Annotated in this window: 14 protein-coding genes and 1 pseudogene; 12 read left to right on the top strand and 3 right to left on the bottom strand. The window is 46.6% G+C overall.

Annotation, left to right across the window (positions count from 1 at the left end):
* A pseudogene (locus QUA53_RS27255) lies at positions 1–144 on the top strand (photosystem II D2 protein (photosystem q(a) protein)); the annotation flags it as partial.
* A gap of 196 nt (positions 145–340) precedes the next feature.
* On the opposite strand, the gene QUA53_RS27250 reads toward QUA53_RS27255, so the two are convergent.
* Positions 341–529, bottom strand: a complete 189-nt coding sequence (locus QUA53_RS27250; protein WP_333100869.1) for a hypothetical protein — start codon at positions 527–529, stop codon at positions 341–343.
* A gap of 516 nt (positions 530–1045) precedes the next feature.
* Here QUA53_RS27250 and QUA53_RS27245 point away from each other — a divergent pair.
* From QUA53_RS27245 to QUA53_RS27220, 6 genes are all read left to right on the top strand, one after another.
* Positions 1046–1327: a 4a-hydroxytetrahydrobiopterin dehydratase gene (locus tag QUA53_RS27245; RefSeq protein WP_333100870.1), complete on the top strand. Its 282-nt coding sequence runs from the start codon at positions 1046–1048 to the stop codon at positions 1325–1327.
* A 160-nt stretch (positions 1328–1487) separates the two neighbouring features.
* Positions 1488–3137: an HD domain-containing phosphohydrolase gene (locus tag QUA53_RS27240; protein WP_333100871.1), complete on the top strand. Its 1650-nt coding sequence runs from the start codon at positions 1488–1490 to the stop codon at positions 3135–3137.
* A 292-nt stretch (positions 3138–3429) separates the two neighbouring features.
* Positions 3430–5628, top strand: a complete 2199-nt coding sequence (locus QUA53_RS27235; protein ID WP_333100872.1) for an iron uptake porin — start codon at positions 3430–3432, stop codon at positions 5626–5628.
* Between the two features lie 394 nt (positions 5629–6022).
* A complete protein-coding gene (locus QUA53_RS27230; protein ID WP_333067256.1) occupies positions 6023–6463 on the top strand; it encodes an Rrf2 family transcriptional regulator in 441 nt (146 codons plus the stop codon).
* Positions 6464–6521: 58 nt separating this feature from the next.
* On the top strand, positions 6522–7484 hold the full coding sequence (cysK, locus tag QUA53_RS27225) for a cysteine synthase A (RefSeq protein WP_333100873.1): 963 nt from the start codon (positions 6522–6524) through the stop codon (positions 7482–7484).
* Positions 7485–7931: 447 nt separating this feature from the next.
* Positions 7932–8612 carry a J domain-containing protein gene (locus QUA53_RS27220; protein WP_333100875.1) on the top strand — a complete coding sequence of 227 codons (681 nt, stop codon included), beginning with the start codon at positions 7932–7934 and terminating at the stop codon, positions 8610–8612.
* Between the two features lie 99 nt (positions 8613–8711).
* Here the strand turns inward: QUA53_RS27220 and QUA53_RS27215 are convergent, their stop codons facing one another.
* On the bottom strand, positions 8712–10211 hold the full coding sequence (locus QUA53_RS27215; RefSeq protein WP_333100876.1) for a cyclic nucleotide-binding domain-containing protein: 1500 nt from the start codon (positions 10209–10211) through the stop codon (positions 8712–8714).
* A gap of 411 nt (positions 10212–10622) precedes the next feature.
* On the opposite strand from QUA53_RS27215, the gene QUA53_RS27210 reads away from it, so the two are divergent.
* A complete protein-coding gene (locus QUA53_RS27210; protein WP_333100879.1) occupies positions 10623–11492 on the top strand; it encodes a 6-carboxytetrahydropterin synthase in 870 nt (289 codons plus the stop codon).
* 157 nt (positions 11493–11649) lie between these two features.
* On the opposite strand, the gene QUA53_RS27205 is transcribed toward QUA53_RS27210, so the two are convergent.
* Positions 11650–11775: a hypothetical protein gene (locus QUA53_RS27205; protein WP_333067264.1), complete on the bottom strand. Its 126-nt coding sequence runs from the start codon at positions 11773–11775 to the stop codon at positions 11650–11652.
* A gap of 31 nt (positions 11776–11806) precedes the next feature.
* On the opposite strand from QUA53_RS27205, the gene QUA53_RS27200 reads away from it, so the two are divergent.
* The 4 genes from QUA53_RS27200 (at position 11807) to QUA53_RS27185 (ending at position 15280) form a co-directional block, all read left to right on the top strand.
* On the top strand, positions 11807–14026 hold the full coding sequence (locus QUA53_RS27200) for a tetratricopeptide repeat protein (RefSeq protein WP_333249231.1): 2220 nt from the start codon (positions 11807–11809) through the stop codon (positions 14024–14026).
* 292 nt (positions 14027–14318) lie between these two features.
* Entirely contained in the window at positions 14319–14879 is a 561-nt protein-coding gene (locus QUA53_RS27195; protein ID WP_333100882.1) for a Uma2 family endonuclease, read from the top strand.
* A 12-nt stretch (positions 14880–14891) separates the two neighbouring features.
* Positions 14892–15107 (top strand): hypothetical protein, encoded by a 216-nt coding sequence (locus QUA53_RS27190; protein WP_333100883.1) that lies wholly within the window; start codon positions 14892–14894, stop codon positions 15105–15107.
* Positions 15107–15280, top strand: a complete 174-nt coding sequence (locus QUA53_RS27185; protein ID WP_333100884.1) for a hypothetical protein — start codon at positions 15107–15109, stop codon at positions 15278–15280. Before QUA53_RS27190 ends, QUA53_RS27185 begins: the two co-directional genes overlap by 1 nt.
* The last annotated feature ends 99 nt before the right edge of the window (positions 15281–15379 follow it).

Below are 15379 nucleotides of genomic sequence, written 5' to 3'. Positions count from 1 at the left end.
GCTGAAGATCCTGAGTTTGAAACGTTCTACACTAAGAACATTCTGCTTAACGAAGGCATTCGTGCTTGGATGGCTCCTACGGACCAACCCCACGAAAACTTCATCTTCCCTGAAGAAGTTCTGCCTCGCGGTAACGCTCTGTAATCAGCGCGAAATATCAAAATTTCCCACATTTAAAAAGGGTAAGATAAAGCAGTTTAGGCTTTACCCTTAATACTTAAAAAGCTCCTGCCTGGTGGCGGGAGCTTTTTGTTTGCAGGATTCGATCGAATTAGCACCCTAAAAAAAGTTGATTGTGTACAAAAACCAACTCTACCTGCGACTAGAACAACTTGTGTCTTTATATGTGGTGAAGTCTCCTATCTGGCAAGAAATCGATCGGTCTTTCTCCGCCGCCAGAGTTGTCATGCACCTGATAACCGCACAGCCCGGATTCTGAAGAAAATATAAACAAATGGCGGAAACTGCGATCGCCCGATTGCTGTAGAGATCGATCGAAGACCTTGCAGCAGCAGTAATTTGCCCTCATCTTACAAAAATCTCAATTTGCCTCCCCCCACTTCTAATTCCTTGTGTTATTCTAATAATTGTGAATACTAGAATGATACTCAGAACGCAAGTTCTTCTGGTAACGCTGGCAATGGCTAGCGCACAAATCATCACCTTAAATCTTGTATTTAGGTGATGTGCGTTCCAATATTAAGCCATTTAGCTAAACCTGGAGGTGATGCCCATGATAGAAAGTAGTAAACGCATGGGTCATCAGATTGGAAACTACCGGCTGTGCGCCGGGGCCGCTCACTAGCAGTCAGCCGTCGTTTCCAACGGGAAACGACTTCCACGGGGAACCAGGCTGAGCTAGGGATTCTCCCGGCAGTCAGGTTCTAATCTGAAGACCCGCTAGACCGCTCTCACCTCAAATAGTGTTAAATCTTGAGTATTAAAACTTGAGAGTCAACGCTATTGGTGAGAGCGGATAGTTTTTGGTCAGGGTTTCTACACGTTGGCAGTTAATTTGCCATTGCTAATCCCAAAGAAAAAATTTATGGCTGAGCTAATTAACAATACTGAAATTCAAGAGCGTGCCAATCAATTGTCAGGCTGGACGGTTGAAGGTGACAAACTGCGGTGTACCCGTTTATTTAAAAATTTTATCGAAGCGATCGCCTTTGTAAATAAGTTGGTCGCCCCCTCAGAAACCGCAGGACATCACCCCGACATAGAAATCTCCTACAACAAAGTTACAGTTAACTTGACAACCCACGATGCCGGAGGCTTAACTGAGAAAGACTTTGCGCTAGCCCAAGAGATTTCTACGCTAGATTAAAAGAGTGTCCGTTGGCCTAACAAGAGCCACTGCATCTAGCGACAGTCCCCGATCGCGGAAAGCTCGCAAATAAAAAATCGACTAGGGGTTAAAATCGGGTGTGAAAAAGTCGAGAGGCCAAACGTTCAATGTATAAAAGGCTATTCCCCATCATCCGAACATGATCGTATTTGAAAAGCCAGAGTTCAAGAACGAGTCTGCCGCAGAAAAAACCGATCTGATAGAAAAGCTTTTAGATATTGGCGCAGCTTTGTCAAGCGCCCAAGACTTGGGCGAGTTGTTAAACTTAATTTTATCCAAAAGTAGGGAAATTACCTACAGCGATGCTGGTAGCGTTTACTTAGTAGATCACAGTGACGAAACATCTAAGCTGCTGTTCAAGGTAGCCCAAAATGCTTCTAAACCGAGCCTGTCGTTTAAAGAGTTCGCTCTGCCACTGACCGACAAAAGTTTGACAGGATACGTGGCAATTACAGGTCAAAGTTTGAACCTGTCTGATGCCTACGACTTACCCCCGGGCGTACCCTATCGGCTAGATACCAGTTTTGACAGGGATATTAATTACCGCACTTGTTCGGTAATGGTACTGCCGATGCAAAACCGACAGGGCGAGACAATAGGCGTACTGCAACTGATCAACCGCAAAACAAAGGCAGATACGGTGCTGACAGCAGACAATGCCTGGGAATCGACTCAGCAGTATTCCGAGTGGGAAGAAAGGATAGTTCGATCGCTCGCTTCTCAAGCAGCAATCTCGATCGAGCGCAATCAGCTCCAAGATAGCATAGAAAATTTGTTCGAGGGCTTCGTGAAAGCCTCGGTGCAAGTCATAGAAGCCAGAGATCCCTGTACCTACGGTCATTCAGAACGAGTAGCAGCCCTCACAGTACGCCTTTCAGAAGAAGTAAACACCGTCAGCAGCGGACGACTGCGCTCTATTTACTTTAACAGCCGCCAAATTCAAGAAATTCGCTACGCCGCCCTGCTGCACGATTTTGGCAAAATCGGAGTCTCCGAAGCAGTTTTGACCAAACAGAAAAAGCTCTACCCCGCACAGCTAGAAATTATTCGCCACCGCTTTGGCTTAGCTCAGCGGACGATGGAAATGGAATGCGTCCAGTCTAAATATAAATACTTGCTGGAGCATTCAGCCTACCGAAAACACCCCCTCCAGGAGCCAGAGTGCCCTCAATGCCAGGAAATTGAACAGCTAGACACTAAGCTAGCAGAGGCGAAAGCCAGATTAGCAGAATACTGGGAAGTGCTGCTAGAGGCAAACGAGCCTCACATTTTGGCAGCAGAACCCCTAGCTCAACTGCGAGAGATTTCTCGACAAACTTACAGAGATATAGATGGGGCAAAGAAACCCCTGCTGAACCCAGACGAGATCGTGCAATTGATGGTGTCGAGGGGCAACCTGACGCCGGAAGAACGATCGGCAATAGAATTTCACGTAACTCACACTTACGAGTTTCTGAAACAAATTCCTTGGACAAAAGATTTAAAAAATGTTCCAGACATTGCCTACGGACATCACGAAAAACTCGACGGCACAGGCTATCCGCGAGGCCTAAACAAGTCAGAAATTCCAATTCAAGCGCAATTGATGACGATCGCCGATATTTACGACGCCCTGACAGCAGGCGATCGCCCGTACAAACGAGCTCTGCGAACAGACGTAGCGATGAAAATTTTGTGGCAAGAAGCAGCTCACAACAAAATCAACGCCGATTTGTTAGAATTGTTCGACCATCGCCAAGTCTTTACCGTCCTCGGTCACAGCTTGGAGGTTAAAGTCGAATCAGCCTAGACGAGTCGGGCGCGCTGTGCTAAAAAGTAAATAGGCGATCGGGCGCTATAAAGTGGGATCGGTAAAATCAATCGACAGCCCAAGCATGGTCTGGTTTTGACGCAGTTGAGAACAGGTGAAAAAACAGGCTCGCTGCAGCCGTCAGTCACATCTATATACTCGGTCAGCCCGAAAGAATCAAAAGAAAAAGTGAATTTTAGGTCTCTTTTTAGAGTATGCTAGTTGAGCAACGACTGACCACATAGAAGACTAGAAAAGTTTCTCTGTAATCGGTGTGAGGATGAGAGTGAATATGTCGAAATTTTTGTGGAGTTACTTACTAATCAGCCCAGCAGTCTTAGGAGCTACCCTAGTAGTTTCTTCGAGCGCGATGGCAGCAGACGCTCAGCAGGCTGCTGATGCGCTCAATCCCGCTGTCGCTAAAGCTGAAACCGCTGAAACCTCCGAAGCGAAACTAAATGCTTTAGCTGCTGTTTCCGAAACAACTGCAGCCTCCGAGCCAGTAGAAGAAATTTCCCAAGTCGCTGGCAACGAAACCAAGGCAGCGATGGCAGATGTGGCCACGGCTGCACCTGAAAGTGCGATCGTCGGAGCCAACACAGCCCCTGCTGAGGCAAATCCCCAAGCGGCATCACAACCTACAAGTGAAGCTTTAGCCGCAGTTGAGACAACAGTCGCTCAACCAGTAGAAAATTCTGCCCCGGCAGCCCAACTAGAAACTCCCGCCCCGGCAGCTACCGCTCTCCCAGAGCAAATCGGTGCAGTTCAATTAGAAACTCCAGCCCCGGCAGTGGCAGAGTCGGCAGAACAAAGTTTGCCAAAACCGGCTGAATCTGTAGCCCAAACTGCCGCACCACAAGAGCAAAACCCAGCCACCACATTAGAACAGCTCAACCAGTACAGCACCGAAGGTGCTGCCGGTGGCGAAACTGAAGGTCAAGTTACCTCAGTATCTCAACTTTCCGACGTGCGGCCCACAGACTGGGCATTCCAAGCACTGCAATCCCTAGTCGAGCGCTACGGCTGTATTGCCGGTTATCCCGACGGCACCTTCCGCGGGAACCGCGCAATGACTCGCTACGAATTCGCAGCCGGTTTAAATGCTTGCTTAGACAAGGTGAGCGAGCTAATTAGAGGTGGCACTGGCAACTTCGCTACGAGAGATGACTTGGCAGCCCTCCAACGGCTCCAAGAAGAATTTGCAGCGGAACTGGCAACCCTGCGCGGTCGCGTCGATGCTCTCGAAGCTCGGACATCCGAACTCGAAGCCAACCAATTCTCCACCACTACTAAGCTGACTGGGGAAGCAATTTTCGCTCTCAGCGATGACTTTGGTGGCAACGTTGGCTTGTTTGGCAGAGACGAAAGAAGATTAGGCAGCGACAACAATGAAGCTGTCTTCCAACAACGGGTGCGCCTGAATTTAAATACTAGCTTCACCGGCAGGGACTTACTGCTGACCAGGCTTCAAGTCGGCAACGGTCGCAACTTCAACCTTGGTGCTACAAGCGAAGGCACTCAAACTTGGAACGTAGTCGGCAGAACCGATAACGTTGTGGCCCTCGACACCTTGCTATACAAGTTCCCCGTCGGTCAGCGACTCAACGTTAGCCTGATAGCCAACGCTGGCGTTTGGGACGACATTATGCCGACTGTCAACCCTTACTTTGAAGACTTTGACGGCGGCAACGGAGCGCTGAGCGCCTTTGGACAGCGCAACCCCATCTACCGCTTGGGCGGTGGCGCAGGTATTGGCTTTGACTATGCCTTTGGCGGCAGGGGCTTACTTGGCGGCGTGTTCGGCCCAACTTCTCTGTCATTTGGTTATTTGGCGTCAAATGCAGCCAGTCCGGTTAAGGGTGCTGGGTTGTTGAACGGCGACTACGCGGCGATGGGTCAGTTGACTTTTACTCCTGGACGCAACTTGCAAGTTGCTTTCAACTATAACCACGGTTACTTTAACCGAGGTAACTTCGGCTTTGACAACGGTTTGGGCAATGGAATCGACAATCTCGGCGGTTTCACCGGTACCGGCGTGGCTAATTCTCTCAACGGTTTGAGCGAGGGCTTTGACGGCTTCCGGGCTCGCAAAGTTGTCACCAACTCCTACGGCGCTCAGGCTTCGTTGCGACTGAGCCCGAGATTTATCCTTGGTGGCTGGGCAGGTTTAACCAATGCCCGAATTCTCGGCATCGGCGATGCGAAAATCTGGAACTACGCTGTCACCTTGGCTTTGCCTGATTTAGGGAAAGAAGGCAACTTGCTAGGGCTCGTGGTAGGTCGTGAGCCTTACTTGGATGACCTGGAAGCATCGAGGAGTTTGCGGAACTTCCGCAACGATGACTCGTATCACGTTGAAGGGTTCTACAAGTTTCAGCTCTCGGACAACATTTCTGTTACTCCGGGCGTGATTTGGGTGACAAATCCTAATCAAGATGACCGTAATGATGACATCATCATTGGTACTCTGAGAACTACTTTTACGTTCTAAGAGCGGGTTAGAGGAGGCAGGGAGGTTATACCCTCTCTGGCGGCCACTCTAAAGGCCAAGTTTAGCCCTGCCGAGCGCAGGGCTTTTTTGTTTGCGGGACGAAGGGGGCGCCAAGAATATATTCAAAATTAAAAATTATTAGTGATAGACGCAGAAACCCAGTTTATTGAGGTAATGCCGTCGTAGAAGCGGAGATAGTCGAAACTAGCAACTGGGTTTCACAGAAGCGCGAGTGCCGATCATCCCAAGGATGAAGCAATGAAAGTCGATTAAGTTCAGTGGAAAACCGGGGTATAATAAAAGGTAAAGTTAGGAGTTAGAATTAAGAACTCAACATTGAGGAGAATTTTAACCTCTGACTTCGGAGTTGATAATTCTGGTATTGGAAGCAATTATGGTAGAACTCTCCTGTAAAAGCGAATACGCAATCTTAGCTTTGCTGGAGCTTGCCGATTGCTACGAAGAAGGCGAGCCTCTGCAAATTCGCCAGATAGCGGCTCAGCAAAATATTCCCGATCGATATTTAGAGCAGTTGCTGGCTACGATGAGACGCTGCGGGCTGATTCGCAGCCAGCGAGGAGCTAAGGGAGGTTATCTTTTGGCGAGGGAACCCTGGAAAATAACACTTCTAGAAATTATCAACTGTCTCGAAGGCTCAGAGTTCGATCGCTCTGAAAAAGACTCGCCTGCTCAAACTGTAGAAAGTGCGGTGATTTGGGAAGTTTGGCAAGAAGCTCGATCGATTGCCAACTCGGTTTTGCAAAAATACACGCTACAGGATCTGTGCGAAAAGCGCAATGGCAGACGGCAGCTCGATATCATGTATTACATCTAGTTAAAATATTGCCAACTAGGAATTAACATTTACTTTCAACCACAAACTGACAAAGATTATGCGTATTGCTGGCGACATTACAGAATTGGTAGGGCGGACGCCCTTGGTGCAACTCAACCGCATTCCCCAAGCTGAAGGCTGCTTGGCTCGGATTGTGGTAAAACTCGAAGGCATGAATCCGGCAGCATCGGTGAAAGACCGCATCGGTGTCAGTATGGTCAATCAAGCAGAGGCCCAAGGGCTGATTACTCCAGGCAAAACGGTTTTAGTGGAACCGACTTCTGGCAATACCGGAATTGCTCTGGCAATGGTGGCGGCGGCTAAGGGCTACCAGTTGATTTTGACAATGCCGGATACGATGAGCACGGAACGCAGATCGATGCTGCGAGCTTACGGCGCCCAACTAGAACTGACTCCCGGAATTGAGGGCATGAGCGGCTGCATCCGCCGCGCTCAAGAGATTGTGGACAAAACTCCCAATGCGTATATGTTGCAGCAGTTTCGGAATCCAGCGAACCCGCAGGTTCACCGTTCGACAACGGCTGAGGAAATTTGGGAAGATACAGACGGCGAGGTGGATTTCCTGATTTCGGGAGTCGGCACGGGCGGTACGATTACGGGTGTCGCAGAGGTGATTAAGTCGCGGAAACCCGAGTTTAAGGCGATCGCCGTTGAGCCGGCCAACAGTCAGGTACTGTCGGGCGGAAAGCCAGGGCCTCACAAAATTCAAGGTATCGGTGCTGGTTTTGTGCCGCCGGTGCTGAATGTGGATTCGATCGACGAAATTATAATTGTTACGGATGACGAGGCGATCGCCTACGGCCGTCGCTTGGCCAGAGAAGAAGGACTTTTGTCCGGTATTTCCAGCGGTGCGGCACTATGTGCGGCGGTGAAAGTCGGCAAGCGTCCCGAAAATGCAGGGAAATTGATTGTAATGATTCAGCCTAGCTTCGGCGAACGCTATCTGAGCACTCCTTTGTTCCAAGATCCAGAACTCAATCTGGCGATGGCCCTCAACTAGGTCAGCCTCCAGCTAAGTTGCAGCAACATGGAGCAGGGCGTACAGTGTACGCCCTGCTTGGCTTTTTAGATTCAAGAATGGCGGTAGATTCTAGCTTCCTCGATCGCGAATGATGCCGAATTTGTGAATGTGCTTTTTTTTGAACCGCTTTCGGCGTGTTAGCTAAGCGGGCGCTGAGCGCTCTTGTGGGGACGAAGGAAGACAACAGAAAAGAAGGAGCTAACTGTTGGCAGGAGCAGCGCTATAGAAGTCCTCAATGTGCAACGGCTTGCCACTTCAAAAGCATCAATGTTTTTCTAAAATAGATTTATGATAATTTGAAAACAGACGTTTTTTACTTACACTTTTTGACATTTATATCAAATAAATACCTAACAAATTAGCAAATAATGATATTTTTGTCAAGCACTTTTTTGCCAATAATCCAGATTTCAAGGAAATAAGAGCGTGTCTTCCGTTACCAATCACTACAAAACCCTAAAGATTAGCCCAACCGCAACACAAGCCGAGATTAAACAAGCATACCGCCGTTTAGTCAAATTATTTCATCCAGACAGCCGCAGCGACACAGCGGGTCACGAAGAAATTGTCCGCCTCAATGCAGCCTATGAAATATTAGGAGACGCTCAGCACAGACAATCTTACGATCGCCAACTTTCCCAGCAAAGTGAACAGGAATCACCCAGCGCACCAAACGTCAGCCGCCAGCAAAAACAAACAGCGAGGGAGGCCGATGAACAAATGGAACAGTGGCTGATTAAAGTATACAAACCAGTCAATAGAATGCTCAACAGCATCTTGAAGCCACTTAAAAAAGAAATAGACGAATTGTCCGCAGATCCGTTTGATGACGAACTGATAGAAAAGTTTCAACTTTATATCGAAACCAGCCGCGAGTTTCTCAAAAAAGCTCATAACTTTCTTACATCAATGCCCAATCCATCTAATGTAGCCGGAGTTGCGGCCCATCTCTACTACTGTATCAATCAAGTCGGAGACGGAATAGAAGAATTGCAGCTATTTACCCTCAATTATGACGATCGCCACTTGCACACTGGTCAAGAACTGTTTAGAATTGCCGCTAGACTGCGGCGGGAAGCGCAGGATGAATTAAAAATTAAAAGTTAAAAAAGCAGATTGTTCCCTCTTCCCTCTTCCATCTTCCTTCTTCATGACATCCGTTACATCTTGTACAGTGCTCGTTGCCGAACGTCCTTCTTCATTCTTTCAAATTCCAAAAAGGACTTGAATTCGCTTGCGAATTTTTATAAAAGGAGTTTGTTCCAGAGAGTCGCCATCTAACAATCCCAAATCTCTCAAAGCTTGCTGGCGTTGCGACAATTTTTGAGCAATCTGATCGGCTAAATTGGGTTGTTCTCTTAAAAGTTTTTGTAAATCGTGACGTTCCACCACAAACAAAATTGCATCTTCGCTAGTTTTAACAGTTGCCGTTCTCGGAGTACCCAACAGCAAAGATATTTCCCCAAAAAACTCGCCCTCGTGAAGGGTAGCAATATACTGACCGGCTTTTTGAGAAAGAACTTCTACAGTACCTGAAAGAATAATATAAAAAGAATCGCCAGGGTCATTTTCCTTACATACCACCTGTCCCGCTGGAAACAGTTGTCGGTAGCCGTATTCAATTAACTGCCGCAGTTCTAAATCCGTACACTGTTCAAAATAAGTTACTCGCCTCAACAAATCTCGCAGCGTCCAATTATTAGGGGATTTAGGCGCTGGATTTTTATGTTCAGAAACGGGCGGATTAGATTTGATGTCGGCTGAAGGTTTAGCATTCTGCGGAAAAAGTTTGCCGTTGGAATTATCGTCTTTGTTAGGGTAAAAAAGTTTAGTTAACTCTTGCGGGTTTCGCAGCCACAAATCCCGCTGGGGAAATGGAATTTCGATATTTCGGTGGCGCAATTCGTAATCTATTAAAAAATTTACCGCACTTTTAATCGCATCGCTTTCCTGTGGCTGGTCAATCCAAACTAAAAGTTCAAAATTTAAAGCGTTATCTCCAAAACCGTGAAACCATACTTTAGGAGAAGGATGGGACAAGACATTCGATTCCATCCGCGCCGCAATTAACAGCGCTTCCGTAACTATTACTGGGTCAGAGCCGTAAGCAACACCGACGGGGATGTGGAGGCGACATCTGGGGTCTCTGTAACTCCAGTTAATAATGTTAGTTTCGACAAACTTAATATTTGGTATGATTACAAATAGACCGTCAATTGTTTTAATAATTGTAGAGCGAATCGAAATTGTTTCTACTGTTCCTAATAACTTGTCGATTTCAATAAAGTCTCCGACTCTAATTTGGTGTTCGAATAGCAGGGTGAGTCCGCTGATAAAGTTACTAGCGAGATTTTGCAAGCCGAAGCCGAAACCAATGCCGACCACCCCAGCTAAGACGGTGAGAGAAGTAAGGTTGATGCCGGAAGCTTGCAGGACGAATATACAGCCAATAGTGGCTAAAATATAGCTAATGATCGTAGAAATTGCTTCTCGACTGCCGCGATCCAATCTCATCCGAACTAGCACGCTGCGCTTGATTCCTTCACTGATAATCTTAGCTATAATCAAGGCAAATATAGCTAAGATTATCAGTTTGACGATCGCACTGATGGACAGATGAGTGTCCCCGATATAGAATAGCGGGGTTGTCATCGCACCCGATAAATGGTCAAAAAAGCGATCGGCTCGTGCAGTAATCGAATTCATTAATATTGGGTAATGGGTAATTGGTGATTAGTTTTGAGCGCAACTGAACTGCCAACGGCTAACTATTGCAGAGCTTAGGGGAAAAACTCGAACTGTGGAGTGTCCTGTGTGGCAAAAAAGTCGATTCCCTTGGGAATAGCTCAGCTTCACCCACTCTCTGAAAGACTCGTAACTGATGGGTTAGCAACTGATGGCGAGAAACTGTTTTGTAGCGGTATTTTCTGCCGGATATCTTTGTGGTGGCCTAAAAAGGGCCCGGCGCGATCGAGCAACTTGTGGCCAATATTTGGAAAATTGGTAGAAATTCATTTACAGCACCCTCCAATAATCGAAAAATTCCCGCAAAAATTAGTTTATCCTTAAGAAGTAAGTCCTTTACAGAACTTAACAAGCTTACCCTACTTGACTTTTATGCAGTGCATCATCAATCGTCGGGCACAGTTTTCGGCGAGTCACCGGTACTGGCTGCCGGAGTTAAGCGAAGCCGAGAACTTTGAGCGGTTTGGTCCAACTGCCCGCGCACCGGGACACGGACACAATTACGTCCTTTACGTTTCCATGATAGGCGAACTCGACGAGTACGGCATGGTGCTCAACCTGTCTGATGTCAAGCACGTCATCAAGCGGGAAGTTATCAAGGATCTCGATTTTTCCTACCTTAACGAAGCGTGGCCGGAATTTGAGCAGACTCTGCCAACTACCGAAAACATAGCACGGCAAATTTGGTTGCGGCTAGCTCCTCATTTGCCTGTGAGTAAAATTCAATTGTTTGAACATCCCGAACTTTGGGCTGAATATTTAGGAAACGGAATGGAAGCTTATCTAACTTTGTCCACTCATTTTAGCGCCGCCCATCGGTTGGCTCGTCCCGATTTGAGCTTTGAAGAAAACTCGGAAATTTACGGCAAATGTGCTCGTCCCAACGGTCACGGTCACAATTATCATTTAGAGGTGACTGTTAAAGGGGAAATTGATGCGCGGACTGGGATGATTGCTGATTTGGGAGCTTTGCAAAAAGCGGTTGACGATTATGTTGTTGAACCTTTCGATCACACTTTTTTAAATAAGGATATTGCTTATTTTGAGAACGTTGTGCCGACTGCGGAGAATATTGCTGTTCGGATCGGGCAATTATTGCGATCGCCCGTTCGGGAATTGGGCGCAGAGTTGCACAAGATTAAGCTGATTGAAAGTCCGAATAATAGCTGTGAAATTTTCGGCGCTGATTTAGAAGAAGTGGCGGTTGAACATCAGCAGGAAGCGATTTTAGCTAGGGTTTAGAGTTAAAAACCGGTCGGTTGGGGCGGGTTCACCCGGATAGTTGGCTAATTGTGCAGATTGGTGAAGCCACCCCTACCAGCCTAATGATGATTCCGAGAGTTATCCAACCCCATGAGGCGCGAGAATATATTCTTCGATCAAAGTTCGACAGCCACAATTACTGGCAGTTTTCCTGAAAAGTCAGACTCCGCGCGTATTTTGGAGATAGTAAGTCAGCATTCCTCATGTCAGCTATTCTAACTGCTGAGACGATGAGGTCGATCGCCCGATCGCTGACAACCAAGCACTAATTTCTCCTAAATGAGTTGACGTTTATGCGCGTCTCTAATCTAGCTCTCTTGACTCTGGCTGCCCTCGCATCCCACAATTTAACTGCTAATACTAGCGCCAATCCTGCTGCACATCCTATTTCTCCTGAGACACCGCAGGCTAGCAACTTTGTTGATGCGGTAAATAATACTGAATCGCGTCCGGCTGAGTCAATTAGTGAGCCTGAGACGATCGCCCACGAACAATTTTTCCCAAATACTACCCTATCCCGTCGGGCTGAGTCAATTAGCGAGCCTGAGACGATCGCCCACGAACAATTTTTCCCAAATACTACCCTATCCCGTCGGGCTGAGTCAATTAGCGAGCCTGAGACGATCGCTCACGAACAATTTTCCCCGCGAATTGCTGTAAAATCGCCGACAGGTTTGCTGGTAGCCGCCGCTCAACCCGATGTATCTGCTAGTGCAAAAACCAAGGCGAATACTCCTGCTGCATCCGGCGATGAACTAACAAAATCTTTACAAGAAACCTGGCTAGCTAAATTAATAGAAACCGGGGTTGAAAGCAATCCTCAAGTTCGCGATGTTGTCGCTTTTATCTCCCCGTCTAGTGGCAGTGCTGAATCTGGATATGGTTTTAATAGTACCATAACTCTGCTCAATATTTTGCTAATTCTTGGTACGGTATTTCCACCGGTGACAATTGCATTTTTTTGGATGATGCGACGGCTGATAATCAAACAGTTGGTTGCTGATGCCAATAAACGATTGCAGGGCATTGGTGTATTGGAATCTGAACTCATAAATTCTAGCCAACTGAATCAAAAGTTGAGGGATGAATTAGAAGCGCAAATGGGTGCAGCTAAACAATCCCTTGATTTTTTAACTAGAGAAACTGAACTTTCCAAATCTTCCGTCGAGCAAATTGAGACTCTAAAATCTCAATTTATCATGCACCTGCAAGTTTTGCTGAAAGAAGTTGACGATAAAAAATCTCAAATTGTTCAAGAAATTTCCCAAGTTCCCGCAGTTGTTGCCAAAGAAGCTCTCAAAATCGCACCTCAACCGGCCTTAAACACTTCCCAAAATTCGCAAACTGCACCTGCGAGCAACGAAAATTTGATTGCTGACGATTACATAAAGCAAGCCGAAGGGCTTTATTTTCAAGGCAATTATGATGAGGCATTAGTATGCTTGGAAAAAGCTATTTTAGCTAATAATAATTTGGATGAGGCTTGGTATTGGCGCGGAAATGTATTAATAAAATTGCAGCGCCTGGAAGAATCACTCGCCTGTTACGACCAAGCAATATTAATTAAACCGGATAACTACGAAGCCTGGTATAATAAAGCGAGTTTGCTGGCCAAATTGCAGAAGTACGAAGAGGCGATCGCCTGTTACGAGCGAGCAAGTTCGAGCGAATCTCGAAAATACGGTTGTTGGCACAGTATAGCGGCTTTGTTGGGTCAATTGCAGCATTACGAAGAAGCGATCGCCAGTTACGATCGCGCCCTCGCTATCAAAGCAACCGACAGCGAAATTTGGCACAACCGAGGTGCGATGCTGGCCAAAGTACAGCAGTACGCAGCAGCAGTTGATTCTTACGATCGCGCTCTGGCTTTCAATCCCAACAGATACGAAACTTGGTACAATCGAGGCAATATGCTGTGGAGACTCCTCCGCTACAGCGATGCTATTGATTCTTACGATCGGGCGATCTGCATCCGGCCAGACAAATACGAAGTTTGGTACAATAGAGCCGCTGTGCTCGGAAAAATGCAGCGATATCAAGAATCGATCGAATCCTACGACAAAGCAATCGCCCTTAAACCAGAGGATTTTGAAGTGTGGCACAACCGAGGTGCAGCTTTCGACAAACTGTCGCAGCACGAAGCAGCAATTGCCTCTTACGAATCAGCAATTACCCTTAATTCGGAGTGTTACGAAGCTTGGTTTGCCAAAGGGGAATCTTTAGCAAAATTGCAGCGCAATGAAGAAGCGATCGCAGCTTATGAGAAAGCAATTGCTATTAAGCCAGACTCCTACGATGCTTGGCGTCATGTGGGGATAGTCTTGTCTGAATTAAAGCGGTATGAGGAAGCAATGGCAGCTTACGATCGAGCTATTGCCATCAAGCCAGATCATGCCGAAGCTTGGCGCGATCGAGGCGCAATTATATCGGAATTAAAACAGGATACACACGGAAATGAATCGGGGGAAAAAGAGACTGAAGTTAAGCCGAATTCCGTTGTTCAAAATTCATAGGTGTCAGGTAATCGGCAAGCGCACCTTACTTTTAAGTTAGTAAGGGATGAGAATATGTTGCCTGTATATCGAGAGCATCTTTGGCAAAAACAATCCAATTTCACTGTATTAATAGTTGGCGATGAACCATCACTACAGTTATTGAGGAGTATTTAAACAGACTTGATAGCGGGCATTAAAATGCTTTTTGTCTACGGTTTGTTATCTAATTTTTTTCTCTTTTGGCCGCTCTGTTTGGGGCGGTTTTTTTTATGGTAAATTTAGGTAAGCTGCAAACAAGGAGAATAGTTATATGTCTGTTCAGCTTCAAAAACGGTTATTTACAGTAAAAGAATATCATTTGATGACTGAGGTTGGTATTCTCTCGGAGGGCGATCGGGTAGAACTGATAGAAGGAGAGATTGTTAAAATGGCTGCAATTGGTACTCGTCACGCAAGTTCTGTTAAGCGTCTGATCGCTGTGTTCTCGGATTTGGAGAGAAGACGTGCGATTCTAGGTGCCCAAGACCCTATCCAGTTGACGGAGCGCACTGAACCTCAACCGGATGTTGTATTGCTGCAACCTCGCGCTGACTACTACGCCACAGCCCATCCAGTACCGTCAGAAGTTTTGCTGCTAGTGGAGGTTTCAGATAGTACGGTTGATTATGACAGAGATGTGAAAGTATCCATTTACGCTCGATCGCTCATTCAGGAAGTTTGGCTGGTAGATTTAGTTGAAAATTGTTTGGAAGTCTACCGTCAGCCAGGCCCGAACGGTTATAGTTTAATGCTCAAGTTTTGGCGCGGTCAACAAGTTGCGCCGCTGGCTTTTCCAGATTTAGAAGTGAGCGTTGATTTTATATTGGGTTAGTATGAATAAGTAATGGCAGCTAACGATCGAGCGATCGCCATTAAGCCTGAGAATGCGGAAGCTTGGCGCGCTCGCGGCGCAGTTGTATCGGAATTAAAGCAGGATACAGACAAAATTGACTCCGGGAAATGTGATATTACAAATGCCTCAGATAGCAAGGTGGAGCAACCTAAAGTCAGCAGATTCGATGTAAGGACTGATTATTATATAGCACTTTTCAGTAATTAATGAGGTACGCCTGGGAATTGGAATGCGATCGGGGCGTACTTCTCTTATTTGAGAATCGGTATAGTGGCTTAGGGGAAAATCTGGTGAGTGCGATCGGCACGGGTGACTGTGGCGAGACTAACTTGTGGGTAGGAACGCCCTGCGGCTTGAGTTGTTACAGCTTTTGCTTTTGAAACAAAATACAATATGCTTATATCTGGAGTTTAGACTAAGAAAAGCTGGCTCAGTTAGAAACTGAGGCATAAAAAATCAATTGGGCAGCCAAATATATG

The sequence above is a fragment of the Microcoleus sp. Pol12B3 genome, assembly GCF_036701355.1.
Classification (GTDB): domain Bacteria; phylum Cyanobacteriota; class Cyanobacteriia; order Cyanobacteriales; family Microcoleaceae; genus Microcoleus.
Note: the sequence above shows the minus strand (reverse complement) of the source record. Positions and strands in the feature narration are given on the sequence as shown.